Annotated in this window: 20 protein-coding genes and 1 tRNA gene; 14 read left to right on the plus strand and 7 right to left on the minus strand. The window is 65.0% G+C overall.

Translation table 11 applies throughout. The features are described from left to right. The first annotated feature begins 439 nt into the window (after positions 1–439). The 3 genes from B128_RS12595 to B128_RS0102240 all read left to right on the plus strand — a co-directional run bounded on the left by B128_RS12595 (position 440) and on the right by B128_RS0102240 (position 3838). Positions 440–1915: a radical SAM protein gene (locus tag B128_RS12595; protein ID WP_014632236.1), complete on the plus strand. Its 1476-nt coding sequence runs from the start codon at positions 440–442 to the stop codon at positions 1913–1915. Continuing rightward, positions 1908–3104 (plus strand): MFS transporter, encoded by a 1197-nt coding sequence (locus tag B128_RS0102235; RefSeq protein WP_003043751.1) that lies wholly within the window; start codon positions 1908–1910, stop codon positions 3102–3104. Before B128_RS12595 ends, B128_RS0102235 begins: the two co-directional genes overlap by 8 nt. 200 nt (positions 3105–3304) lie before the next feature. Next, complete coding sequence (locus B128_RS0102240; protein WP_014516139.1) at positions 3305–3838, plus strand: hypothetical protein; 534 nt, start codon at positions 3305–3307, stop codon at positions 3836–3838. Between the two features lie 373 nt (positions 3839–4211). On the opposite strand, the gene B128_RS12160 is transcribed toward B128_RS0102240, so the two are convergent. Together B128_RS12160 and B128_RS0102250 are read right to left on the minus strand one after the other, a co-directional pair. Beyond that, a complete protein-coding gene (locus B128_RS12160) occupies positions 4212–5942 on the minus strand; it encodes a family 1 glycosylhydrolase (RefSeq protein WP_245537212.1) in 1731 nt (576 codons plus the stop codon). Then, a complete protein-coding gene (locus B128_RS0102250; RefSeq protein WP_040683557.1) occupies positions 5939–7183 on the minus strand; it encodes an IS256 family transposase in 1245 nt (414 codons plus the stop codon). Before B128_RS0102250 ends, B128_RS12160 begins: the two co-directional genes overlap by 4 nt. A gap of 37 nt (positions 7184–7220) precedes the next feature. Here B128_RS0102250 and B128_RS0102255 point away from each other — a divergent pair, with 37 nt between their 5' ends. Genes B128_RS0102255 through B128_RS0102280 form a run of 6 tightly spaced genes read left to right on the plus strand, consistent with a single transcriptional unit; the run spans position 7221 to position 15446 of the window. Then, the gene (locus tag B128_RS0102255; protein ID WP_018110664.1) at positions 7221–10055 is read left to right on the plus strand and encodes a DUF1156 domain-containing protein; all 2835 of its coding nucleotides are present in this window, start codon (positions 7221–7223) and stop codon (positions 10053–10055) included. A gap of 42 nt (positions 10056–10097) precedes the next feature. Then, positions 10098–10460 (plus strand): type II toxin-antitoxin system RelE/ParE family toxin, encoded by a 363-nt coding sequence (locus B128_RS0102260; protein WP_018110665.1) that lies wholly within the window; start codon positions 10098–10100, stop codon positions 10458–10460. Positions 10461–10474: 14 nt separating this feature from the next. Beyond that, on the plus strand, positions 10475–10888 hold the full coding sequence (locus tag B128_RS12165) for a helix-turn-helix domain-containing protein (protein WP_018110666.1): 414 nt from the start codon (positions 10475–10477) through the stop codon (positions 10886–10888). Positions 10889–10892: 4 nt separating this feature from the next. Further along, the gene (locus B128_RS0102270; protein WP_018110667.1) at positions 10893–11444 is read left to right on the plus strand and encodes a helix-turn-helix domain-containing protein; all 552 of its coding nucleotides are present in this window, start codon (positions 10893–10895) and stop codon (positions 11442–11444) included. 56 nt (positions 11445–11500) lie between these two features. After that, positions 11501–14788, plus strand: a complete 3288-nt coding sequence (locus B128_RS0102275; protein WP_018110668.1) for a Swt1 family HEPN domain-containing protein — start codon at positions 11501–11503, stop codon at positions 14786–14788. Next, positions 14769–15446: an HlyD family secretion protein gene (locus B128_RS0102280; RefSeq protein ID WP_018110669.1), complete on the plus strand. Its 678-nt coding sequence runs from the start codon at positions 14769–14771 to the stop codon at positions 15444–15446. Before B128_RS0102275 ends, B128_RS0102280 begins: the two co-directional genes overlap by 20 nt. Here B128_RS0102280 and B128_RS0102285 read toward each other — a convergent pair. Together B128_RS0102285 and B128_RS13005 are read right to left on the minus strand one after the other, a co-directional pair. Beyond that, positions 15443–16135, minus strand: coding sequence for a thermonuclease family protein (locus B128_RS0102285; RefSeq protein ID WP_018110670.1), 693 nt, complete (start codon positions 16133–16135; stop codon positions 15443–15445). The genes B128_RS0102280 and B128_RS0102285 overlap by 4 nt on opposite strands. A gap of 30 nt (positions 16136–16165) precedes the next feature. Beyond that, positions 16166–16480, minus strand: coding sequence for a helix-turn-helix domain-containing protein (locus B128_RS13005; protein WP_211207069.1), 315 nt, complete (start codon positions 16478–16480; stop codon positions 16166–16168). Positions 16481–16902: 422 nt separating this feature from the next. On the opposite strand from B128_RS13005, the gene B128_RS0102295 reads away from it, so the two are divergent. The 4 genes from B128_RS0102295 to B128_RS0102310 all read left to right on the plus strand — a co-directional run bounded on the left by B128_RS0102295 (position 16903) and on the right by B128_RS0102310 (position 19928). Next, complete coding sequence (locus tag B128_RS0102295; protein ID WP_026174959.1) at positions 16903–17163, plus strand: bifunctional DNA primase/polymerase; 261 nt, start codon at positions 16903–16905, stop codon at positions 17161–17163. 112 nt (positions 17164–17275) lie between these two features. Continuing rightward, positions 17276–18199, plus strand: coding sequence for a DNA primase (locus B128_RS13095; RefSeq protein ID WP_244922446.1), 924 nt, complete (start codon positions 17276–17278; stop codon positions 18197–18199). Next, positions 18190–19353: an AAA family ATPase gene (locus B128_RS0102305; RefSeq protein WP_018110672.1), complete on the plus strand. Its 1164-nt coding sequence runs from the start codon at positions 18190–18192 to the stop codon at positions 19351–19353. Before B128_RS13095 ends, B128_RS0102305 begins: the two co-directional genes overlap by 10 nt. Then, positions 19341–19928, plus strand: a complete 588-nt coding sequence (locus B128_RS0102310) for a hypothetical protein (RefSeq protein WP_018110673.1) — start codon at positions 19341–19343, stop codon at positions 19926–19928. The genes B128_RS0102305 and B128_RS0102310 overlap by 13 nt, the downstream gene beginning before the upstream one ends. 195 nt (positions 19929–20123) lie before the next feature. Here the strand turns inward: B128_RS0102310 and B128_RS0102315 are convergent, their stop codons facing one another. Together B128_RS0102315 and B128_RS0102320 are read right to left on the minus strand one after the other, a co-directional pair. Further along, entirely contained in the window at positions 20124–20630 is a 507-nt protein-coding gene (locus tag B128_RS0102315) for a hypothetical protein (protein WP_018110674.1), read from the minus strand. After that, positions 20631–21668 carry a ParB/RepB/Spo0J family partition protein gene (locus B128_RS0102320; protein ID WP_018110675.1) on the minus strand — a complete coding sequence of 346 codons (1038 nt, stop codon included), beginning with the start codon at positions 21666–21668 and terminating at the stop codon, positions 20631–20633. A gap of 142 nt (positions 21669–21810) precedes the next feature. Between B128_RS0102320 and B128_RS0102325 the strand changes: the two genes are divergently transcribed. After that, positions 21811–22986 carry a tyrosine-type recombinase/integrase gene (locus B128_RS0102325; RefSeq protein ID WP_018110676.1) on the plus strand — a complete coding sequence of 392 codons (1176 nt, stop codon included), beginning with the start codon at positions 21811–21813 and terminating at the stop codon, positions 22984–22986. Positions 22987–23062: 76 nt separating this feature from the next. Here the strand turns inward: B128_RS0102325 and B128_RS0102330 are convergent. Further along, positions 23063–23139: transfer RNA gene (locus B128_RS0102330), tRNA-Ile, on the minus strand. Positions 23140–23352: the final 213 nt, after the last annotated feature.

A 23352-nucleotide genomic window follows, 5' to 3' on the forward strand; every position in this document is an offset into this window, starting at 1 on the left:
AGGTTTGGTCTTTTTGCCCCCCTACTCTCCTGAGCTACAGCCTGTGGAGCGGGTATGGCCCTTGGTGGACGGGGTGGTAGCGAATGGGCGGGTGGATTCGGAGGAGGAGCTTTGGGAGAGGGTGGAGGCCCGCTGTGCTTACTTGCAGACCCAGCCGGAGCTTATTCGGAGCCACACTCTTTTTCACTGGTGGCCGGGGGGATGCTGAGGGAATGGATCGGGAGGATTTCATATTAGAAGGGCCAGGAGAAGCCATCCCACGAGGAGAACCCAAGGCCACCTGTGCCTCATGCTTCCAGGGTGCCAAGGGGGAGGTTACGCGGGGAGTCCAAGGTTACGCGAGGTTACGCAGGGGCCATCGTTGGGAAGAGCTTCCACGTAACCTGGACGTAACCTCCCCCCTGCTACCCTGGGGCTAACCCGTAAGGGGGTGGAAGAAATGCACGAGAGGGGTTTACAACTTCCAAAGGTCGTAGGCCAGCAGCATGATTTCCTGATGGTTGCCATTGATACAGGCAATTTTATATTGGCTTACGAGGAGGACCTCGAAGAAGGATTAGGCTCGGAATACGAAAGGCTTTGGGTCGAAGACGTGCCCCTTGTCCTTGCCAGCGACGCTAGCGTTGTCCTACGCAGAGAGCGGTTCGGGGGAATACTCTACGGCTTTAAGAGGGGCATTTTTCTCAATCAGGAAGCCTTCGACCTTGTTAGATCCTTTGTAGTTGCTACTAGGCCATCGCTGGCCCTCAAGCAAGTTCTCAAAGAAGGAGGCTTAAGTGAAATTACCAAGGGATTTGTAGAGGCAGCGGGGCATTTAATCCTTTACTTGATTGCCGAGGGATACCTTCGCCCTTCTCAAGAAGGGCTGGAATCTAAAGCTTTGTTCCTAGACGATCAACACTTCTCCGATGACCGGTACTATAGGCCTCTATCCATGGAAATCGAGCTCACGAATAGGTGCTATAGGCGTTGTGCATACTGTGCATACGAATCCGGCCCTGAACCCAAAATACCTCTTCGGGAAGAGCTGACTTTCGATGAGTGGGGATATATCTTGGATTCCATAAGAAAGGAAGGGGTCTTCTACCTTGAATTCACAGGAGGTGATCCACTGAGTAGGCCAGATGGATTGGAGATCATCCGCCTAGCGGACGAGCTAGGGTTTAGCGTTCAAGTTAACACCGACTTGTCCGTGTTGCGAGATAGCGACTTAGATAAGATTGCGTCCACAAAAAATCTGAACTTCGTGGGTACCACTTTAGACGGATCTAGTCCGGATAGCCACGATTTGCTTCGGGGTAAGGGGGGATTTAAGACTACCTTGCGGCAGATAAGTCTCATTGCCAAAGCCGGTATCCCTCTGGCTGTCTTCACGGTAGTTCACAAGAAGAACTACACTGAGATTAGAAAGATAGGTGAAATCGCAACACAAAACAACGCTATGTATGGGATTGCGCCCATGTATCCCGCAGGGCGCGGGGCAAGCTTGAATCATCTCGTTCTTAGCCAGGAAGAGTGGGACTTCGCTGTAGGGGAATACATGGACATGGTTAGATTAGGTGCGATTAAGCCCCACCAAAGGCTGTGGTATAAGCTTTCTAGAGAACTTAGATCGGAAAACCCGGCCCGCGATCAGATATGGCTTACCTCTAGGGGTAATCGTGCTCTTCGCGTAGATCCGAGGGGTAATGTCTACGTTTCTGCCAAATTGCGTGAGTGGCGGCCCAGGTATTCGTTCTTCGGCAACCTTCTAACGAGCACTTTAGCCGACATTTGGGAGAATTCGCCTCTACTGCAAGAGCTACGGAAAATACCTGTTCAACCGAACTTCTTTGATGCCGTGGACATTCGGACTATCCCCAATTACACCAGCGAAATCCCTCTAGCTGATGGCTCAGCGTCCCAGCATGGCTAAGGATTTAACTCCGCCCTCGGGTACCTTCTCCTTCTTCCTCCTCGCCTTCCTTCTAACCCTGACCGGCCAGGGCCTGGTGGTGGCGGGCCTATGGCGGTTCCTGGAAGCGGGAGCCTCGGGGCTACAAACTTCGGTCCTCACCCTGGTTCAAGCCTTAGCGAGCATCCTGACCCCCTTTCTCCTCCAATCCTGGCTTGAGACCAGGCCCCAAATGGTGCTCCGCCTCCTCGCCTTTGGCCTTGGGGTAGCGGCCCTCCTCGCCCTGGGAAGCCCTGGCCTTAGCACCTTTCTTCTCCTTTACGCCGCCTTGCTCGCCCTCTTCCTCTTCCTTACGGCTGCTCTGGCCATCTACGGCGTTTTACTGGGAAGCGCCCTGCCCCGCCTCTTCCCTAAGGAGGCCCTGTCCCAGGCCAACGCCCGCTGGGAAATGGCCAATACCTTGGGCCTGGTCCTGGCCCCCCTCATAGGGGGCTTTGCCGTGGACCGCCTGGGGCCCTACGCCCTTCCCCTCTTCGCCCTTCCTCTGGGGGTGGCCCTGGTCCTCCTCCTGGGCCTGAAGGCCCCTCCTCCCCTAGGCCCTTCCGAAGGGAGGCGGAAGGCCTTTGGGGGTGTACCCTTGGGTGTTCTCCTCCCCGTTGCTCTACCTGCCCTTCTCCCTGCCCTGGCCCTCACGGGGGGCGGGGTCCTCACCGCTCTTCTCTTCCACGACCTCAAGCGGCCCGAGGGGCTAGGTATCGCCTGGGCGGGCTTTAGCCTGGGGGGCTTCCTTGTGGCCCAGGCCCTTACCCGCGTCTCCCTCCCCCCGGTCCTTGGCCTCCTCGGGGGGCTTGGCCTCCTGGGCCTGGGCAACCTGGGGAACGGCCTCCTCCCTTACCCCCACCTCCTCCTCGGGTCTTTGGTCTCGGGGGCGGGGGTTTCCGTGGCCCGGATCGCCTTCCGGACCTTCCTCCAGCGGCTTGCCCCCCCGGAGACCCTGGTGGGCCTCTTTGCCTACGTCAACGTCCTCACCCAGACGGCCCGGGTCCTGGGCTCCCCCTTGGGCGGGGGGCTTGGGGACCTCCTGGGGCCCAGGGGGGCCTTCGTGGCCTTTGGGAGCGTTTTCCTCCTGGCCTCCCTTCTCTTTCCCCCTCTCCTCCGCCTCTCCCAAAGGGTTCTCTCCCCTCGTGGTGACGCCGAGGGGCGTGGGTGAGGCCCTCCTGGGCTCCACGGGCGGTATTCCCCTGCTGCTACTCTGGGGCTAACCCGTAAGGGGGTGAATGGCGATGCTCAAGGAGGTGCAAGAGGTCAGGGTCGGCGGCCGGACGCGGCGGGTGTACGTGCGCCCCTTTGCCATGCCTGCTCCATTACAGGTGGGGTCATCTGGATGGTGGAAGGGTTCGCTCTAGAGGCTTGAACCCGGTCTGGAAACTGGCCTTTCTTTCCGAGGCCCTGGGCGACCTGGGGGCCGCCCTGGGCTTCAGCGCCTTGAGCCTGGAGGTGGCCCGCACGGGGGAGGCCTTCTGGGTAGGCCTCTTCGCTGCCCTCGGGTACTTCACCCTAGGCCCTTTGCTCCTCCTGAGCCCCCGGCTGGACCGGGGAGACCCGGTGAGGGCCCTCCTCCTCCTGGCCCTTCCGTTCCCTCCTTTCCTCGCGGGGGGCCTGCTCTATGGGTTTGCCGTCGGGGTCACGGGCGTCCACCTGCGGGCCGTGCGGGGGTGGTTGCTGCCCGAGGAGGCCCTGGCGGGGAGCCTGGCCGCCCTGCGGGCCCTGATCTACGGGGCGGGCGCCTTAGGGGGAACCCTCTCGGGGGTCCTGGGGGGGATCGGCGTGACCCTGCCCTTGCGGGTGGCCCTGGCCTCCTTCCTGGCCTTCTACCTCTTCGCCCTTGGCCCGCTCCATCCCAGGCGCCTGGAGGAGGTAGAGGCCATGGGGAGAGCCTCCTAGCCGGTGCGAAGAGGGCTTGGTCTTATCGCTAAGCTTGTTTCCCGCAAGGCTGACCCTCCCCTGAGGCCCGGGTGGACCGGCCCTACCCATGGGGGTGGGGGGTAACACTACCTTGGAAGGGCGCAGATGGGCGGAGGGGGAACGGAGTCTCGGGAAAACGGCGGGAGGATTCCTGAGCCGCTTTGGCGTGGGGGTTTGGGCGTATCCCCTCAGTTTGTGGTGGTGGGAGGGACCTGGTGCCCACGGCTCTGGGCCGGGTAGCTTGAGCCCGGGCCCCCCACCAAAAGAGCTGGAAAGGGCACCCCCGAAGGGAAGGGGTCTACTCCCTGGAGGCCTCCGGGACCCCCTTCACCCTACAGTTTTAGGCTCCCCTTCACCCCGAGGGCGGAAGCGGCACCTCCAGGGAAGAGGCCTCCTCCTCCCGGGGGGCCTTGGACAGGCTTTCCTCCGCCTCTAAAAGCCTGAGGAAGCCCATCAGGTCCACCGCCGCCAGGTCGTAGAGGAAGGCCTCCACCACCCGCTCCGGCACCACCCCCTCGCCCCCTCGCACCGCGTACCCCAGGGTCCTCAGGCTCTGGGCCACCGTGGCCGCAAGCTGCTGCTCAAAGGGCACCGGGGCCGCAGGGAAGAGGATCCGCACGGGGCTCTTCATTCCAAGGCGCACCACCCGGCCCAGGACCTGGTCCAGCCCCGTGGCCGTCCAGGGCAGGGTGAGGACGATCTGGGCCGTAGGTCTCTTCCCCGTGGTGTCGTGGAAGGAGAGGCCCACACCCCCCTTGCCCGCGGTGGCCAGGAGGAGGCGCACCCTCCCCTCGTCCCAGGCCGCCTTGGTCCTCCTGAGGGCGCTTCCCGTCTCCGCCCCGGTGTAGAAGGCGAGGTCCTCTCCCAGCCCTCCGAAGGCCTCCCGGACCATCGCCACGGGGGAGGGGAGGGTGAGCCCGAGGCCCTTCAGGGCCGGGGCCAGGTGGCGGTGGAGGGCCCCCTTGAGCCCCCTCTCCTCGGCGTCCTGGAGGAAGGCCTCCACCGCCTCGGGGCTCGTGAGGTCCAGGGTCTTGTCCGAGCGGTACTGGACGAAGAGCAGGACGTGCCACCCCTCCTCCAGGAGGCCGGCCACCAGGGGAAGGGCCGCCCTCAGCTTGATCCTCTCCAGGATGGCCCGGGAGAGGAGGGTGCGCTGGGCCATGACGATCCCCCGCTCCTCCTGGGGGGCCCGGTAGGCCGCCGCCTTGAGCCGCCTCCGCACCTCCGCCAGGAGGGCCTTCGCCTCCTCGGGGACCTCCAGGAGGGGGACCTCGTAGGCCACCAGGCCCTCTGGGGGGCGGAAGAGGCGCTTGGTGAGGAGGTTGCGGTCCCGGAGGTACCCGTGGAAGCGGGCTAGGTCCTCAATCCCCCCCGCGAAGTAGAACTCCCTCCCTCCCCGGTACCGCTCCCGGGTGTAGACGGCGAACTGGCGCATGAAACGGGTGAAGAGGCGGTAAGGGACGAAGCCCGTGGGCTCCAGGAGGTAACGGGCCTCCCAGGGCCGGTCAAAGGGGGTGGCGGTGGCGTAAAGGGTGAAGAGGGCCCGCCAGGCGGCCTCCACGTGGGCCTCGAGGTAGGCCACCCGCTCGGGGTCCTCCACGACGGCCTCTCCCGTCCAGAGGTCGGGGTAGGCGGCCCCGTTTTCCGTGATGTAAAGGGGCCAGGGCACCTCCCGGCCGAGGTGCTTCAAGAGGTGGTAAAGCCCCTCGGGGTAGACCTCCCACCCCATGGCCGTGACCGGCCCCTCCGGGGGAAGGTAGCGCACGGGCAAAGGCCCCGTCCCCGGGGCCACGCGGACGGGGGCGTAGTAGTTCACCCCTAGGAAGTCCAGGGGCCTTGCGACGAGCTCCAGGTCACGGGAGAGGTTGGGAGTGGGCGGGGGGTCTTGAAAGGGGCTTTCGGGATACCCCCTGCCCAGGATGGGGTCCAGGAAGTAGCGGTTGTGGTAGCGGTCAGCCACGTCCACCGCCTCGGGGTCCTCGCCGTACACCGGGGCGAAGTTGAGGACGATCCCCACACGCTTCGTCCCCGCTGCCCTCAAGGCCTCCACGGCGAGGCCGTGCCCCAGGAGGGGTCGTGTCAAGAGTTATGTGTAAGAGTCTGTGTACGGGGGGCATACCGCTCCTGAAGCATCTTCTCCAGCACCTCCTTCACCTCCGAGAACCCCTTTAGTTTCCGTTCTGCCCACCTCCCTGCAAGATGTTCGCTTCGCGAAGCAGCCTGCCTCTCCGACTCCAGGTAAAGAAGCTTGTACACCGCCTCTTCCTTAGGAAACTTGTGGTCCCGCACCTTCGTCCCCCGCCGTAGCTCCCGGATAAACCGCTCCATCAGGTTGGTGCTCCGCAGGTACGGCCAAAGCACCTTGGGGTACCCGTAGAACCGCAGGAAGGCCCCCGAATCCTGTACCCAAAGCCCCACCACCCCCGGGTACCGCGAACCCCAGGCGGCCTTCACCTCCTCCAAGGCCCCAAGAGCTTCTTCCCGGCTCTCCGCCCCGTACACCCGCCTCAGGTCCTCCGCCAGCAGGGCCCGGTCCCGGGAGCGCACCTGGGACAGGCTCCACCGCACCCCGTGCACCACGCACCGCTGCCACTCCGCCTGAGGGTAGACCCTGCGGATCGCCTCGGGAAGCCCGGGCAGCCCGTCGGTGACAAAGAGCAACACCCGCCGCAGGCCCCGCTGCCAAAGCTTCCCCAGGACCCCCTCCCATCCCAGGGCGCTCTCCGTGGGCAACAGCCAAAACCCCAGGACCCGCCTCTCCCCATTAGGGGCGATGCCCAGGGCCACATACACGCTTTCCCGTACGATCCCTTCTCCTTCCCTGAAGACCTTTAGGGAAAGCCCGTCCAGGTAGACGAAGGCCATCTCCTCGGGCAAAGGCCGGGTGCGGAAGGCTCCTGCCGCCTCCAGGACCTCGTCCGTCAGGGCGCTCAGGGTCTCGTGGGAGTAGCGGTGGCCTAAGAGCAGGCTCAATATCTCGGCCGCCTTGCGCTGACTGACCCCGGCGGCGTAAAGGGCTACCGCCACTTCCCCCACGTCCACCAGGCGGCGGACGTAGGGCTTAAGGAAAGCCGGATAATACCGAGATTCCCGATCCCTAGGGACCTTCAGGTCCACCTGGCCGAAGGTGGTCTCCAGCTTGCGGGGGTAGTAGCCGTTCCTGCGGCCTCCGTGCACCTGCAAGAAGGCCGTCCGGTCCAGCTCCAGAACCGTCTGCAGAACCTCGGCTACTGTCTCCCGCACCGCTTCCCTCAGCAAGATCCGCAAGGTATCCTGGTCCACGGGGCACCTCCTCGTGCTAAGGTGTGCCCCCCTATTAAACACGGGCCCTTACACATAAATCCTTACACGACCCTAGCCCATGAGAAAGCTCATTGAGGTTGCCCTACCCCTCGAGGCCATCAACCGGGAGTCCTTAGAAGAGAGATTTTCTTTTCACGGCCACCCGTCCACCCTGCACCTGTGGTGGGCCAGGCGGCCTCTGGCTTCGGCACGGGCGGTCCTCTTCGCCAGCCTGGTGGACGACCCTGGGGAGTACCTGCCTGAGGAGGAGGCCAAGGCGGAGCGCCAGCGGCTCTTTGGGCTCTTGGAGCGCTTGGTGAACTGGGACAGCGTGAAAGATCCCGAGGAAGCGGAAAAGGACAACGGGGTCATCGGGGAGGCCCGCTACGAGATCGCCAAAAGCCTCGCCCGTGCCCTGGGGGAGGAGCCCCCCGCCTCCCCCAGGGACAAGGAGCGGATCCAAGCCCTCCTGGAAAAGGCCCCCCCGGTCCTGGACCCCTTCGCTGGAGGGGGCACCATTCCCCTCGAGGCCCAGCGCCTGGGACTGAGGGCCTTTGCGGGAGACCTGAACCCCGTGGCCGTCCTCATCAACAAGGCCCTGATAGAAATCCCCGCCCGCTTTGCCGGGTTGCCCCCGGTGAACCCGGAGTACCGGGCCAAGCCCATAGGGAATAGTGCCTTTTCCCGAGCCGCAGGCCTGGCCCAGGACGTGCGCCACTACGGGGCCTGGATGCGGGAGGAGGCCAGGAAGCGCATCGGGCACCTTTACCTGGACCTGGACGGGGAAACGGTCATCGCCTGGCTCTGGGCCCGCACCGTGGCCTGCCCCAACCCCGCCTGCGGGGCGGAGGCCCCCCTGGTGCGCTCCTTCTGGCTCTCCAAGAAGGCGGGCAAGGGGGTCTACGTGGTGCCCGAGGTGCGGGAGGGCCAAGTCCAGTTCCGGGTGGAGCGGGGGGAGAAGCCCCCCGTGGAGGGCACCGTGGGCAGGCGGGGCGGGCGGTGTCTGGTGTGCGGGGCCCACATCCCCCTGGACCACGTGCGCAGGGAGGGGAAGGCGGGCCGCCTGGGGGCCAGGCTGATGGCCATCGTGACTGCGGGCGAAAAGGGGAGGAACTACCACGCCCCCACCCCAGAGCACGAGGAGGTGGCGAGGGGGGCGGTGCCGAGGTGGAGGCCGGACACGAAGCTTCCCGAGCAGGCCCTTGGCTTCCGGGTGCAGAACTACGGCCTCAGCACCCACGCCGACCTCTTCACCCCCCGCCAGCTGGTGGCCCTCACCACCTTCGCCGACCTGGTGGCGGAGGCCAGGGAGCGGGTGTACCAGGATGCCCTCGAGGCGGGCCTGTCCGATGACGGCATCCCCCTGGCGGAAGGGGGAAGGGGGGCCAAGGCCTATGCGGAGGCGGTGGGGGTGTACCTGGCTTTTGTCCTGGATCGCCTTGCAGAAAGTGGTAACTCGCTATCGAGATGGCAAAGCGGCGGAGAGAAAGTTGGTGGGGTCTTTGGTCGTCAAGCCCTCCCCATGGTTTGGGACTTCTCCGAGGTAAACCCCTTCTCTGATTCCACGCGCAACTTCATGGATGCAGTTGAATGGGTGGCCAAAGCCTTAGAAGCCCTCCCCGCCCACCCCGAGGGCCAGGCCCGCCAGGGGAACGCCCTGGACTCAGTAAACGGGGTGCCCACCCCGCCCCTCATCTCCACCGACCCGCCCTACTACGACAACGTTCCCTACGCCGACCTCTCTGACTTCTTCTACGTCTGGCTCCGCAAGTCCCTAGGGGACACCTACCCCAGCCTCTTCCGCACCCTCCTCACCCCCAAGGCCGAGGAGCTGGTGGCCGACCCCTACCGCCAGGGAGGCAGGGAGGCCGCCAAGCGCCACTTCGAGGAGGGCATGCGCCGGGTCTTCCAGAACCTCCGGGCCAAGGCCCACCCCCACTACCCCCTCTCCCTCTACTACGCCTTCAAGCAACAGGAGACCGAGGAGGGGGAGGAGGAAGAAGGAGGCACGGACAGGGTGGCCTCCACGGGTTGGGAGACCTTCCTGCAGGGCCTGGTGGATGCGGGCTTCCAGATCACCGCCACCTGGCCCATGCGCACGGAGCGCACTAACCGCTCCAGGGGGCAGAACTCCAACGCCCTAGCCTCCTCCATCGTCCTGGTCTGCCGCCCCCGGCCAGAGGACGCCCCCACCGCCACCCGCCAGGACTTCCTCCGGACCCTCCGGAGGGAGCTTCCTGAGGCCCTGCGCAAGCTCACCCAAGGAAGCATTCCCCCCGTGGACCTGGCCCAAAGCGCCATCGGCCCCGGCATGGCGGTCTACAGCCGCTTTGGGGCGGTGCTGGAACCCGATGGCCGGGCCATCCCCGTGCGGGAGGCCCTGGCCCTCATCAACCAGGTGCTGGACGAGTTCCTGGCCGAGGAGGAGGCCGAGCTGGACGCCCCCACCCGCTTCGCCATCGCCTGGTACGACCAGTACGGCTACGGCGAAGGCCCCTACGGGGACGCGGAAACCCTGGCCAAGGCCAAGAACGTCTCCGTGGCCGCGGTGAAGGAGGGGGGCATCCTGCGGGCCAAGGGAGGAAAGGTGCGCCTCCTCCGCCCCGAGGAGTACACCGCGGGCTGGGATCCCGCCCAGGACCGCCGTCTCTCCGCCTGGGAGGTGGCCCACGGGCTCATCAAAGCGCTGAAGGAGCAGGGGGAGAGCGCCGCCGCGAGCCTCCTGGCCCGCACCCCCGAGGCCCTGGCGGAAGGGGCCAGGGCATTGGCCTACCGCCTCTACGGGCTTGCCGAACGCAAGGGCCGCCTGGCGGAAGCCCAGGACTTCAACCTCCTGGCAGGAAGCTACGGCCACCTGAGCGTGGAGGCCCGCAAGACCCGGCGGGCGATACAGGAAGAGCTTTTCCGAGGTTAGCATTGACTAACCTTTTGGGTAGGTATACCATGGGGGTGTGAGGTGGGGCGCTACCGGGTGGTCTTCTACGAGGACGCCAGAGGGCGCTCGCAGGTGCGGGACTGGCTGGAAGACCTTAAGCGCCACAACCCCAAGCTCCACACTTTCGCCCTACGCCTGCTCTGGACGCTGGGGGAGCAAGGCCCGGACCTCCGCCCGCCTCTGGCCAAGCCGCTTGCTCACCTGGAAGCGCCCATCTGGGAACTCCGCCACCGCACGGGTATACGCCTCTACTACTGGCGCCAGGAAGAGCTTCTCTTCGTGGTGGCAGCGGGGGAGGTCAAGGACCAGGATAGCCCGGACCCCAAACTCCTCAAGCTGGCTGTCCAAGCCTATAAGGCCATGAAGAAGGGAAAGGTGAATTGATTATGGGCCGGCACATGGACTTCCGCCATTACTTCCAGGAGTCTCTGAAGGACCCCGAAAGCGCTCGCCTCTACCGGGAGGTTCTGGACGAGGAGCTTTCTTGGCTCCTGAGCTACCTGCGGGAGCTCAAGGGGCTTTCCCAGAAGGAGGTGGCCGAGCGCCTGGGGGTTTCCCGGAGCCGCGTGAGCCAAATGGAAACCTCCGCCGGGCTTTCCATGACCCTCGAGGGGCTGGCCCGCTACGCCCAGGCCCTGGGGCTTTCCCTGCGCCTGGAGTTCACCGACGAGGAGGGCGAGGTCCTGGCCCGCTTTGATCTGGGCGCGGACGAGCCCTTGGCTGCAGGTGCGGCTAAGGGCTGGGAGCCGGTGGCGGAAACCTGGACCACCCTGACCCAGAAGAGGAAGCAGGCGTTTGAGGAAATCGCCTAGGCCGATGGAAAGTAAGTCTGCCACCATCCGCAGGCTCTACCAGGAGGGCAAGAGCGTTTCTGCCATTGCCAAGGAGCTTGGCCTCACCTACCAGCGGGTCTACAACACCCTGCGCCGGGCGAAGCTCCTCCCCACCAAAGAGGGCGGAGAACCTTCCCCGGAAGCCTACGCAGACTTCATCGCCGGCCTGGAGATCCTGGGGGTGGAGCTCCTCGAGGTCCACGCCAAGCTGGAACGGTCGCCCCAGGGCTCCAAGCGCTTCGGCCCTCCTCCGGATGGGCTTTCTACCTTCGGCCCCACGAAGACCGAGGAGGGCTTCCAAGCGGGCCTGGAGCTTAGGCTGGAGTTCCAGGACGACGAGGGGAGCTTCGGCTTCGTCCACCTGCGCGTGGCCGCCCGCTACCGGTGCACCACTTTCCCCGACGAAGCCCTCTTCCAGGTCTTCCGGGAGCGCAACCTGCCCCTTAACCTCTGGCCTTATCTGAGAGTCTACGTGGACTTCCTCACCGCCCAGATGGGCCTGCCCCGGCTAGTGCTGCCCGCCATGAAGCTCTAGGCCCTCCGTGCCCATTTGGCCAGGCTTCCGGAGCCTGGCCGCGTATTCTTAGGAATATGGCGCTTAGCAACCGGGAAATCGTGGGGCGGGGCCTGGACCTTCTGAAGGCGGGCCTCGGCCCCTTCGTGGAGCGGGAGTACCGCCGGGTGTACGGGGAGGAATGGGCCCGGCAGGCCCTCGAGGTGCTGAAGGGCGACCGAGACAAACTGCAAGACCCCGACGCCCAGGCCCTCCTGAAGCTCATGGATTACCGCTGGCACGAGGTCTTTGACGAGAAGCTGGGTCAGTGGGGGCGCACCCTGGTGAAGGAGCTCATTGAGGTGCGCAACCGCCACGCCCACCAGAACGCCTTCACCCTGGAGGACGCCCACCGGGCCCTGGACACCATGACCCGCCTTCTGGAGATGGTGGCCGCAGAGGAAGCCCAGGAGACCGGGCGCCTAGCCCGGGAGCTTCTGCGCCGCCGCTTCGAGGAGGAGGCCAAGCGGGAGGTGGAGCGGGCGGCCAAGCTGCCCCAGCTACCCACCCCGTCCGGCCTCAAGCCCTGGCGGGAGGTGGCCACTCCCCACCCTGACGTGGCCTCGGGTCGCTTCAGCGAGGCCGAGTTTGCTGCCGACCTGGCCCAGGTCCTCCGGGGGGAGGCGAGCCCAGAGTACGGCGACCCCCTGGAGTTCTACCGCCGCACCCACCTCACGGGGGGGCTCAGGCGCCTCCTGCTGAACGCCCTCAGGCGCCTTTCGGGAGAAGGAGGCGACCCGGTGGTGGAGCTGCAGACGGCCTTCGGTGGCGGCAAGACCCACTCCATGCTGGCCCTCTACCACCTCTTCGGCGGAGGGCTCGACCCCCACGAAGTGCCCGGGCTGGAAGAGGTGTTGAAGGAAGCGGGCCTCACTCAGGCCCCCAAGGCCAGGCGGGCGGTGTTGGTGGGCACTGCCTTAGACCCTGCCAAGCGCCGCCCCAAGACGGAGGGAGTTGTGGTCCACACCCTCTGGGGGGAGATGGCCTACCAGATCGGCGGGGTGGAGGGCTACCGCCTGGTGGAGGAAGGGGACCTCCGGGGCGTGGCCCCAGGCTCCGACACCCTCAAGGAGCTTTTTGACCGCTTTGCCCCCGTCCTGGTCCTCATCGACGAGTGGGTAGCCTACCTGCGCAACCTCTACGGGGAGGAGGACCTCCCTGCGGGTACCTTCGACCAGAACCTCACCTTCGCCCAAGCCCTCACCGAGGCCGCCAAGCGGAGCGGGCGGACCCTGGTGGTGGCCTCCCTCCCCGCCTCCGACGCCGAGGTGGGGGGCGGGGGTGGGCGGGAAGCCCTCCTCCGTCTGCAGAACGTCTTTGGCCGCCTGGAGAGCGTCTGGCAGCCCGCCACCCAGGACGAGTCCTACGAGATCGTACGCCGCAGGCTCTTCCTGCCCCTCTCCGCCGAGGGCTTCCGGGACCGGGACGCCGTGGTACAGGCTTTCATGCGGCTTTACCGGGAGCACAAGGGAGAGTTCCCAGCGGAAACCGCCGAGGCCGACTACGAGCGCCGCATGAAGCTGGCCTACCCCATCCACCCCGAACTCTTCGACCGCCTCTATGGGGACTGGTCCACCCTCGAGGGCTTCCAGCGCACCCGGGGAGTACTGCGCCTGATGGCCGCCGTGGTCCACACCCTGTGGACCCGGGGGGATCCTTCCCTCATGATCCTGCCGGGAAGCCTACCCCTCGATGCCGGAGGGCCCCGGTATGAGCTCACCCGCCACCTCTCCCGCTTCCAGGAGGGCTTCGACCAGGTGCTGGACACGGACGTGGACGGCCCCAATGCCAAAGCCTTCCTCCTGGACAAGGAACGGCCTAACCTAGGCCGCCACCAGATGGCCCGGCGCACCGCCCGGGCGGTCTTCATGGCTACCGCCCCCGCCGCCGCCCCCATTGGGCGGCCTCGGGGAGTAGAGGGCATCCGGGTGCGCCTGGGGGTGGTCCAGCCTGGGGAGAACCCCTCCTTTGTGGGGGACGCCCTCAAAGCCCTCACCGACCAGCTCACCTACTTTCACGCGGAGGGGGACCGCTACTGGTTCGATACCCGCCCCAGCCTCAACCGCTTGGCCCAGGACCGGGCCGCGGCCTTGGACCCGGAGGAGGTGCGCCGGGAGCTGGTGGGTCGCATCCGTGCCTGGGCCAAGGAGCGTCCCAGCCTCTTCGCCGCCGTCCACGCTGTCCCCGAAGGTAGCGGGGACGTGCCCGACGAGCCCGCCCTACGCCTCGTGGTCCTGCCCCCCTGGGCCTCCCACACCAAAGGGGAATCGGAAGCGGAGCGCCTGGCGCGGGAGATCCTGGACCGGCGCGGGCAGGCTCCCAGGCTCTACCGCAACACCCTTCTCTTCCTAGCGGCGGAAGCCACCTCCTGGCCCGACCTGGAGGCGGCCTCGAGGGGCTACCTAGCTTGGAAGTCCATCTTGGAGGAAGCTCCCAGCCTGAACCTGGGGGATATGGACAGGGCCCAGGTGCGGTCGCGGCTTGTCGAGGCAGAGAACACCCTAAACACCCGCTTGGAAGAAGCCTACCGCCACCTCCTCAGCTTCCACCAACTCGACCCCAAGGCCCCCGACCTCGAGCTCCAGGCCCTCCGCCTCCAGGGAAGCGGCAAGCCCCTTGAGCGGGCGGCGAGCAAGGCCAAAAACGAGAGCCTAGTCTACACCGAGTGGCACCCCCGGTTCCTGCGGGACACCCTGGAACGCTACCGCTTCTTCACCGCCCGGGATTCCCAGGGCATCTTGCCCTTGCGCTGGCTTTGGGAAGCTTTCTGCACCTACCCCTACCTGCCCCGGTTGAAGGACGAGGAAGTCCTCCTGGCCTCCGTGCGGAAAGGGGTGGAGGACGGATTTTTCGGCTACGCAGAGCGCCTCGAGGGGGAGCACCCCAAGGGGGTGCTTTGGCGCGAAGGCGGGTTTGCCCCCAACCTGGCGGGGTTCCTCCTGGAGCAGGAGGTGGCGGAAAGGGCCAAGGCGGAGGAGAAGCCCCACCCCCCCGAGACCACAATGGAAAATACTGAAACTGCAACGCCAAACACGTTAGGAGGTGGATCTACCATAGCCCCGCCCGTCCCGCCTCCTCCCCCACCCCAGCCCAAGCCCAGGCGGTTCTACCTAAAGAAGGAGGTTCCTGCCACCGACCTCCTGCGGGAGGCCGACCTCTTGGCCAAGGAAATCGTCCTCCAACTGGCCAAGGAACCTGGGGTGCGGGTGCGGGTGGTCCTTGAGGTGGAGGCGGAGGCCGAAGAGGGCTTCCCGGAAGATCTCGCCCGGGCCCTGCGGGAAAACAGCAACGCCCTCAAGGCGGAGTATGGCCTCGAGGAGGCGTGAGGGGCAAGCCGAAACCCGGCTTAGGGAATCCCCTTCCCTCAACCATCTTCTCAGCCCACCCTTCGATGCTTCGACCCACCTCCCGGTCCTGCCCCAGGTCCATCCCATCGTCATCCCCGACCTGCCCAGCCTCTCCGGCCTCCTGGTGCGCCCCGGGGACCGGGTGGAGGAGGGGGAGCCCCTGGCCCGGTATGTGGACGAGGCTCCCCTGGAGGAGCTGGCCGAGAGGGCGGGGGCCAAGCAGGAGGAAGCCTCACGCCTCGAGGCCGACCTGGCCCGGTTGGAGGGGCGCTTCCGCCTGGAGAGGGAAGTCCTGGAGGGGGAGCTTGCCCGGGCCCGGGAGGCCCGGGACCGCCTGCGCTACCTGGCCGCCCAGGGGGCGGAGCCCCGGCTGAAGCTCCTGGAGGCCGAGGCCCGGGTGGAGGAGCTTCTGGCCAGGCGGAAGCGCCTGGTCCTGGACTACACCGGGGAGCGGGCCCACCTGGAGGAGCGCCTGCGGGAGGCCAGGCTGGAGGCCTCGAGGCTGGAGCGGAGGCGGGACCGGGAGGCGGAGCGCCAGCTGGTGCGCTCCCCCGTGGCCGGCCGGGTAGCCGAGGTGAAGGTGCGGGACCTCACCCCCAAGGGGGTGACGGTGGAGGTGGTGTTGGTGGGGGATTAGCGGCTTTCACACCCCACCCCGTCCCCGTCCCGGTCAAAGCGGTGCGGGTCGGGGGGAAGCACCTTGAAGTTGCGGAAGGGTATGTCCCCGCAGTCCAGGTCCGGGGGCGGCGGAGGGATGCAGACCGCGGGATAAGCGGGGTCGCACTTCCCGCTTCCCGGCCTCGAGGCCCCCTGCGCGCTCTCCCCCCACATCCCCGCCCCCCTGGCCCGGGCCTCCCGCGCCGCCTGGAGGTAGAGATCGGCGTACCGGACATTGGGCGGCACCGTGTAGGGCTCGGCCCACCCGGCGCGCACCACCTCCAGGTTCACCTGGCGGAAGCGCCTGGCCCCATAGGTCCAGTCTCCCTTGGGATCCTCCAGGTACAGGTAGGCCAGCACCCGGCGGTAGCGGTCCCGCTCCTGGACATCCAGCTCCACCCAGACCCGCTTTCCCTGGAGCAGGCGGGTGAGAAAGGCCTTGGCCTCGAGGCCCAGCCGCACCTCCTCCGGACCCGAGGTCCTCCGGTTGTACCCCGACTCCGGCGCATCTATCCCGATGAGCCGCACGGCGCCCACCCCGGCCAGCTCCACCGTGTCCCCGTCCACCACCCGCACCACTTGAAGGGGCCCCTGGAGCCCGCCTTGGGGGCTGAGGGCCAGGGCCAGACCCAGGAGGACCGCCCACGCGAGACCCAAAAGGGGCCTCATGCCCTTAGGGTAGCCCAGGCCCTCCGAGGCTCACCAAGTTCGGCCTCGAGGTCCCTTTTGCTCCTCGGAGCCCACGTAACCCAGCCACTCTTCCAGTGCCCGGTGCGAAACAATCAGCCTTCCTCCCAGCTTGACGGCCCTCAGGTTCCCGGAGTGGATGGCCCTGTAGACCAGGTTCTTGCTCAGCCCGAGGAGCTCGGCAACCTCTGCCACGCTGTAGCCCATCCTGTTGCCTGTTGTCTTGAGGCGGCCTGTTCCCGCCATCCGCTCCAAAGCACTCACGGCGGCTTCGAGGCGTTCCAGAAGCTCCCGAAAGTCAGGGGTGGGAATTACTCGAAGTTCCATAGGCTTTGCCTCGCAAGATAGCATGCTCTGGCTCGCCACAACCTCCCCCGCCCCTTCCCCCCACCCCCCCTCCCGGGGCGTCACCCTTGGGGCTCACCACAAAAACTGCCCTAAAGGAGGCTCTATGGTCGTCCTGGACGACAAAATTTGTTTTTCAAGAGCCAAAAGACCATACGCTACTCTCCCAGTGTGAACGGAAACCGCCGCTTACTCACGGTTAACCAACTAAGACAGATGCTTGGGCCCGAAATTATTGGCCGGGACTTGGCGTACAAAATAGCTCGCCAGCACGGAATTCGAATCGGGCGCAGGCTCCTAATTCCAGTACGGGTAGCAGAGGCCCTAATTGACGGGCGGTTAGAGGAGCTGGTTACGGAAAAAACGTCGAGTGACGCCAGGAGAGGCAGGGAGGGCCTGCAGTGATGCATGCCACGTTGGGTTACGTCCGCCTAGGCTACACGGTTTTGCCGCTTTCGCCAGGGGAGAAGCGGCCCCACGGGCCGGAGGAAAGCCTGGTCACCATCCGCGCCTGGTGGACGCGGGAGCCCAAGGCCGGGGTGGGCATCCTGGCCCCGGAGGGGTTCCGCCTGCCCCAGGGGAAGCGGCTTTACATCGTCAGGACCTCGGTCGAGCGGCTCCTTGCAGGAGAAAAGGAGGCCCCCCGCGTGGAGGCGCGGGGGTAGCGGAAAGGAGACTCCTATGCAGAAGTCTAATCCCATTGTAGCCGTCACCCTGGCAAAAGAGCGTCGTTGGCTTGTGTGGCGTGCTGAGGAACGGGAAGGCGGGCCGACCAAGGTGCCCTACTCTCCCAAGGGCTCTCCCAAGCCCTACCGGGCTTCGGTACGCCGCCCGGAGGACTGGGGCACCTACGAGGAGGCTCTGGCCGCCCTGAGGCGCTACCCGGGCCGCTACTCCGGCCTGGGGGTGGTCCTGGGTGGGGGGCTGGTGGGCATCGATCTCGACTGGAAGGGGTGGCCCGGGGAGGGCATTCCCCTCGAGGCCCAGGAGCTTCTGAGGCGGTTTGGGAGCTACGCTGAGCTTTCCCCATCTGGCAGGGGTTTGCACATCCTCCTCTGGGCCCACCTGGAAGGGGACCGGGCCGCCCGGTTCACCCTGGGCCCCATGGGGGTGGAGGTCTACGCCTACAAGGAGGTGGGAGGGCGGTTTTTCACCTACACGGGACTCCTCCTCCCGGGCTTCCCCCCTGAGCCCCAGGAGAGAACAGCAGAACTTCTGGACTTCCTAAAGGAGGCCCTTCCCCGGCGAGAGGAGGTGAAGCCCCCCGCCCCTCCCGAGGGGACTTCTCCCCGGAGGCTGAGGGCGATCCTCGAGGCCTATGCGGACCGGGTGGCAAGCGCCCCCGTGGGCACCCGTCACAACACCTTGATCGCCTACGCCAGGGCCGCTGGGGGGCTCCTCCCCCACGGGCTAGACCCCCACGAAGCGGAAGAAGTCCTGGTAGCCGCCGCCATGCAGGCCGGGCTTCCTGAGCGGGAGGCCCGGGAGGCGGTGCGATGGGGCCTCGAGGTGGGAAGCCGGGCACCCCTCCACCTAGAGGATCGGGGGGATTTTGGGCCAAAAGAGGTATTTTGGGCCAGCCCCTTGGCCCAAAATCCTGCATCGTCCTGGACGGCAAAAACCCGATTTTGGGCCAACGAAACATCACAATATAAGGACCCCAATCCCTGGAAGAAAGGGGGTGATGAGGGATGGCGGTGAAGCGCCTTGCCCTTCCCCAGGAGCCTCCCGTGGTGGAGTGGTTTGTGGACGAGCTCATCCCCTCGGGTTATGTGAGCGTCCTTTTTGCCAAGCAGGGGGAGGGCAAGACCCGCCTGGTGGCCTTCCTCGCCGTCCAGGCCCTCCGGCCCCAGGGGCTCTTCGGCAAGCGCCCCGTGAAGCGGGGGAAGGTGCTCATTTTGGATGCAGACGATCCCGGGGGGCTGGGCTACGCTCTTTGGCTTTGTCGCTTCCTCCGGGCCTACGAAGATGCCGATACAGCCCTCCTGGACCTCCGGGCCGTGGAGGGAGGCCTGACCCCCGAGGACGTGCGGGCCCTCGAGGAGGAGCTTCGCCAAGACCCCCCGGCCCTCATCGTGCTGGACGCCTTCTCTTCTGCCTTCTTGGGGGTGGATGTGATCAAGCCCCAGCAGGTGCACGCCCCCATCCGTGCCCTGACCTCCCTGGCCCAGGCCACGGGGGCGGCCCTCCTCCTGCTGGATCACGTAGGGAAGCTTGCCCCCGGGCAGACCGTGGCCGAAAAGGGGCCATTGGGCTCTACCGCCAAGCTCTTCTCCCCTCGGGCGGCTTTTGCCCTGGACCGCATACCCCCCAAAGAGGTGGAGGGCAGGGACGTGGTGAAGCTCACCTGTGTGAAGCAGTCCTATGCCCCCCTGCCGCCGCCCATTGGCCTCGAGCTGGTGTGGCTTGCGGATGGGGAGGGGGCCTACTTCAGGCCCTATCCCTTGCCCGAAGCAGTCACCCTGGAGGAGCGGGCGGAGAAGGCCATCCTAGAGCTTTTGGCGGAAGCAGGGGAAGAAGGCCTCCCCCGGAAAGCCCTCCTGGAGGAGGTGGTCCAGCGGGGCAACGTCTCCGAGCGCACCGCCAAGCGGGCCCTATCCGGGCTCAGGGAACGGGGGCTGGTGGAGGAGGTGGCGCTTCCGGGGAGAGGAGCCCCTAAGGTTCTCCGACTCCCCCGCCCTAATCTCTCTATGCCCTTGGCCCAAAATCGGGAAAATGCCGTCCAGGACGAGGAAGGATTTTGGGCCAACTCCTTGGCCCAAAATCGGGAGCTTGGCCCAAAATCGTCCCCCCTCCCTCCCCCCGTGCCAACCCCCCAGTCTGGGCTTGAGGAGGTGGAAGAATGGAGCCCTTGACCGTGAACCTGCTGGGCGTCCTAGAGGAGGCCACCTACACGGTACGCCGGGAGGGGGAGCGGGTGGTCTTCTCCCCTGCCCCGCCCCCTGAGCACCGCCCTACCCTGACTGCCTGGAAGCATGCCCTTCCCCACGCCCTAGAGGAGGGAAAGCGTATTCCCGCCCGGGAACTCCTCCGGCTGGAGCGCCTGACCTGCATCCTCCTGGCCCGGGAGGGCGTCCCCGAACCCGTATGGGCCACCTTCTACTACCCGGCCCAGAAGGAGCCCGAGCGGGTCCTGGCCCCCGTCGAAAACCTCTTCCCCCACCTCCTCTGGCGGGCTCGGAATCTCCCCGCCCCCCGGAGGGTGCACCTAGGCTCTACCGATGGCAGGATGGTCTTGGACCTCGAGGCCCCCCTGGTGATCTTCCTCCGGGTGGAGAGGAGCGGGCGGGTGGAAATCTACGGGTGGCCCGATGCACGGATGCGGGTCTACACAGAAGCCGCTGCCCGGGGACGAATGAACCCCAACCACATACTGCTGGAACGACAGGGAAAGTCAGTACATGGTAGCTACTGGACAGATATCCTCTAGACCCTAGGTCGCTAGGGGACCCACCCTTTCCGGGCATAGTGCCCCCCACCATACCCTCGCCCCCCTATTTTTCTGCCCCTCTCCCTCCTCCGTTCAGGAGGTAACCAGTGACTCCGGAAACAAAAGGTGACGCGTACAACAAGAACTGCCCCTTTGCGGAAAAAGGGGCGATTTCGCTTGTCCTGGACGGGATTTCTAGGGCTTGATCCCTTCCTTATACAGCTTCCACATGTAATCCCGCTGGTGGCGGGTAAGTCCCTCGACCCTTCCCCGGGCCATCTCCATCAATAACCTCCGGTGTCGAATAGGCAGCTCTTCGGATTGCGCCAAGGTCCAGTAGTAACCTTGTCTAAGCATCCCCTTAGGCCACACCCTGCCAAAAAGCACTACAATCCTGCCAAATCCCGGTACGGCAACAACAGGAAAAGGAAACGGGCAAGGCGAGTCTGGATGGAGAACCCACTTTTCAATTACCTCCCCCTGGATCTCAGGGTACTCAAAATATTCCCAGAGCAACCGAGGGCGAAGGCACTCCAGAAGAGCCACGTCAGGTTCCTTTACCCAGTTTGCCACCCTCCCAATGCAGTTCCCCAAAAAGAGCGCCATGAGGTCGAAGGGCCGGCTCCTCACCCCGCTTAGGACCACAGGCACGGGCAAGCCGAGATCAATCGCGCGCCGCAACTCTCCGTAAGGGACTGCCATTTACTTGACCTCCTCAGGCGGCAGAGCCCGGAGCCAGTCGTCGAGGAGTTCAGCCAGGCGCTTCCAACCTCCAGCCCGCTTCGCCAGACGCCGAAGGCCCCGGTAGACAGACTCTTTTCGGGCCGCAGGGGTATCTGGGGCCACAATCGCACGCACCTCCCGGGCGAACGCTTTCTCATCTGGAATACCCCACTTCGCTCGTTCCAGAAACGTGCTGAACAGGGGATGCGCCCGTACCCTGCGCTGGGCCAAAACCCGAAACACCGGATCTCCAACCAGCCGCGCCTTAGCCAACTCGTAGAGGGCAGGTTCCTCCAAAAAGGTCCCCAGGTAGTAGACTGCCTTACTTGGCTTAAGACCAAACACTCCAAGCAACCTAAGGGTCAACGCATTAGGAACAAGGTCATGCTGATTGCCTTTAGACTTTGCCGATAGGATTTCTCGGAGCACAGCTACAAACACCCCTAGGGGTACGTCAGCCATAGAAAGCAGTGCGTCAATTTGCAGAGCGCGATCTAGATCGGAATGGGGAACAACCAAGCCAGAGTCTGCTGTAAAGCGAATTCCCAGAGCGTTGAACTGAGCCATGCCCGTCACGACCAGGACGGGCACCTTGAGGTCGCCCCCACCTTCTCGCTTCTCAGCGATGCGCTGGAGGGCGTAATAGCGGTAGTGACCATCGAGTAAAACGAAAGGCGGATTAACCAACGTCAGCCGTCGGTACACGACGAGAGGGTGGATAAGGCCGTTCCTGAGGATCGAGTCGCGGAACCGCTCGATCACCTCCCAGTTGTAATGAGCCCTGGGTGGAGTGGCGTTAGGCACGATTTGGCTGATGGGCACCCACTCAATGGGCGTGGAGGTGTCGCCAACCAACGTGACCCGCCCCTCAACGATCACTTCTCTTGGGGACAAAACCCTCAGGGTAGCCATGTGAAGGGCTTGCTGGTCCGCCTCAGGCCAAGCCTGGCTTTGGGCCTCGGTTTGGGGTGGTCTGAAGAGAGCCCCTAGCATATACCAAACCATAGTCGTCCCCATCCCCCAAACGCACTTTTCGAATAACCTCCCCCCTCTTAGGAAGACAGTCCATCTAAAGGAGCAAGGATTATAGCCCCGCTAGGTAGGATGTAGCCAACTATGGGAAAGGCTTTGCCTTTGCCAGAAGCGACGGGAGGAAAGCATGGCACGCGGTAAAGGAGGAGGCTCCACCTATTACGACGCCACCAAGAGCAAATGGGTGGCCGAGCTCAAGTGGGTTGATCCCGCTACGGGCAAGCTCCTCAAGGCGAAGCGCTACGCCAATAGCCGCCGCGAGGCGGAAAAGCTCTTAGCCGAGCTGGTAGACCAGAAATCCAAGGGCCTCCTGGCCGAACCCTCCAAGCAGAGTACCCGCGAGTTTGCCCTGGAGTACCTGAAGCGCCTGGAGCGGGAGGGCTTGCGACCAAACTCTCTCCGCCTCGCCAAAGAAGAACTCATGCGCGCTATGCCCTCCCTCAAAGACCCTTTTGCCCATGATCCCTTAGGCCGCATGCGCTTGCAGGAGGTACGCCCTGCCCACATTCGCGGGGTGCTAGACAGGGTCATGGAGCAGGGGTACTCGGCCAGAACGGTCGGCAAAGTCCTCATGCGCCTAAAGGCCCTCTTCCGCGAGGCACTCCGCCTAGAGCTGGTGGCCCGCAACCCCGCAGAGGCGGTGAGCCTACGCCTATCCCAGGGGGAGAAAGCCGCCCGGGCTCTGGAGCCCCACGAGGTGGCCCGCCTCCTGGAGGAGGCGGAGCGGTCCAAAAGCCCCGATATGGCCCTCCTCCTCCGCCTTATGCTGGCAACGGGGCTACGCCGGGGGGAGGCTCTTGCCCTGCAATGGCGGGACATCGATTTCACCCGAGGAGAACTGACGGTATGGCGTTCATGGACCAAAGTAGAGGGCAAGGGAACTTTCAGCGCTCCCAAGACCAGGCATGCCCGTAGAAAAGTCCCCTTACCCCGGGGACTACTCCTGCGCTTGCAGGAGCGCCGCCAGAAGCTTCTGGAGCGCCTAACCCCGGAGGAGCTTTGGGAGCTCTTCCTCTTCGGCGGTGGAAAACCTTATGACCCGGATGCCTTCAACCACTATCTCCGCCGCCTGGCAGAGAAGGCAGGCCTGGGTCGGGTGCGGGTGCACGACCTCCGACACACCTGGGCCTCCCTGGCCCTCTCCCGAGGCATCCCCCTGGAGGTGGTGAGTGAGCGCCTGGGCCACGCAAACCCCAACATCACCTTGGGCATTTACCGCCATCTCCTGGAAGAGGAGCGCCGGGGTTATGTAATAGACTTGGAAGACCTCCTAAAAAGCTCTGGAAACAGGCCCCTAGCCTGAGCAAATGGCCCTCCAAATAGCCCCCTAAAGCACTTCCCCCCTCGCTACCGAGGGGGGAAGCTTTGCGTCTTCATCGTGGTGGGCGATGGTGGACTTGAACCACCGACCTCACGCTTATCAGGCGTGCGCTCTGACCAGCTGAGCTAATCGCCCCCGCACGCAAAGCTTAGCTTAGCGAGAGGAAGCTTTCCCGTCAAGATGACCCGGGAGAGGGGGTCTTGGGTCCTCACTCCCCTGGGCTTGCCTAGTAAATTGCCTTGTACCCCGGAGGGGGCGGGAGAAGGGAGAGAAGAACCCTAAGGCCGTAGGCGATGAGCTCCAAAAGCGCCCGCGCCATGGCCGTCCAAGGCTTCCGCTCCCAAAGGT

The organism is Thermus igniterrae ATCC 700962, assembly GCF_000376265.1.
GTDB classification, from domain to species: Bacteria; Deinococcota; Deinococci; order Deinococcales; family Thermaceae; genus Thermus; species Thermus igniterrae.

What these genes read in the sequence shown, in the direction of transcription:
- B128_RS12595 (WP_014632236.1), top strand. Translation starts at nt 440, where the DNA reads ATGCACGAGAGGGGTTTACAACTTCCAAAGGTCGTAGGCCAGCAGCAT.
- B128_RS0102235 (WP_003043751.1), top strand. Translation starts at nt 1,908, where the DNA reads ATGGCTAAGGATTTAACTCCGCCCTCGGGTACCTTCTCCTTCTTCCTC.
- B128_RS0102255 (WP_018110664.1), top strand. Translation starts at nt 7,221, where the DNA reads ATGAGAAAGCTCATTGAGGTTGCCCTACCCCTCGAGGCCATCAACCGG.
- B128_RS12165 (WP_018110666.1), top strand. Translation starts at nt 10,475, where the DNA reads ATGGACTTCCGCCATTACTTCCAGGAGTCTCTGAAGGACCCCGAAAGC.
- B128_RS0102270 (WP_018110667.1), top strand. Translation starts at nt 10,893, where the DNA reads ATGGAAAGTAAGTCTGCCACCATCCGCAGGCTCTACCAGGAGGGCAAG.
- B128_RS0102275 (WP_018110668.1), top strand. Translation starts at nt 11,501, where the DNA reads ATGGCGCTTAGCAACCGGGAAATCGTGGGGCGGGGCCTGGACCTTCTG.
- B128_RS0102280 (WP_018110669.1), top strand. Translation starts at nt 14,769, where the DNA reads ATGGCCTCGAGGAGGCGTGAGGGGCAAGCCGAAACCCGGCTTAGGGAA.
- B128_RS0102285 (WP_018110670.1), bottom strand. Translation starts at nt 16,135, where the DNA reads ATGAGGCCCCTTTTGGGTCTCGCGTGGGCGGTCCTCCTGGGTCTGGCC.
- B128_RS13005 (WP_211207069.1), bottom strand. Translation starts at nt 16,480, where the DNA reads ATGGAACTTCGAGTAATTCCCACCCCTGACTTTCGGGAGCTTCTGGAA.
- B128_RS0102295 (WP_026174959.1), top strand. Translation starts at nt 16,903, where the DNA reads ATGCATGCCACGTTGGGTTACGTCCGCCTAGGCTACACGGTTTTGCCG.
- B128_RS0102305 (WP_018110672.1), top strand. Translation starts at nt 18,190, where the DNA reads ATGGCGGTGAAGCGCCTTGCCCTTCCCCAGGAGCCTCCCGTGGTGGAG.
- B128_RS0102310 (WP_018110673.1), top strand. Translation starts at nt 19,341, where the DNA reads ATGGAGCCCTTGACCGTGAACCTGCTGGGCGTCCTAGAGGAGGCCACC.
- B128_RS0102315 (WP_018110674.1), bottom strand. Translation starts at nt 20,630, where the DNA reads ATGGCAGTCCCTTACGGAGAGTTGCGGCGCGCGATTGATCTCGGCTTG.
- B128_RS0102320 (WP_018110675.1), bottom strand. Translation starts at nt 21,668, where the DNA reads ATGGGGACGACTATGGTTTGGTATATGCTAGGGGCTCTCTTCAGACCA.
- B128_RS0102325 (WP_018110676.1), top strand. Translation starts at nt 21,811, where the DNA reads ATGGCACGCGGTAAAGGAGGAGGCTCCACCTATTACGACGCCACCAAG.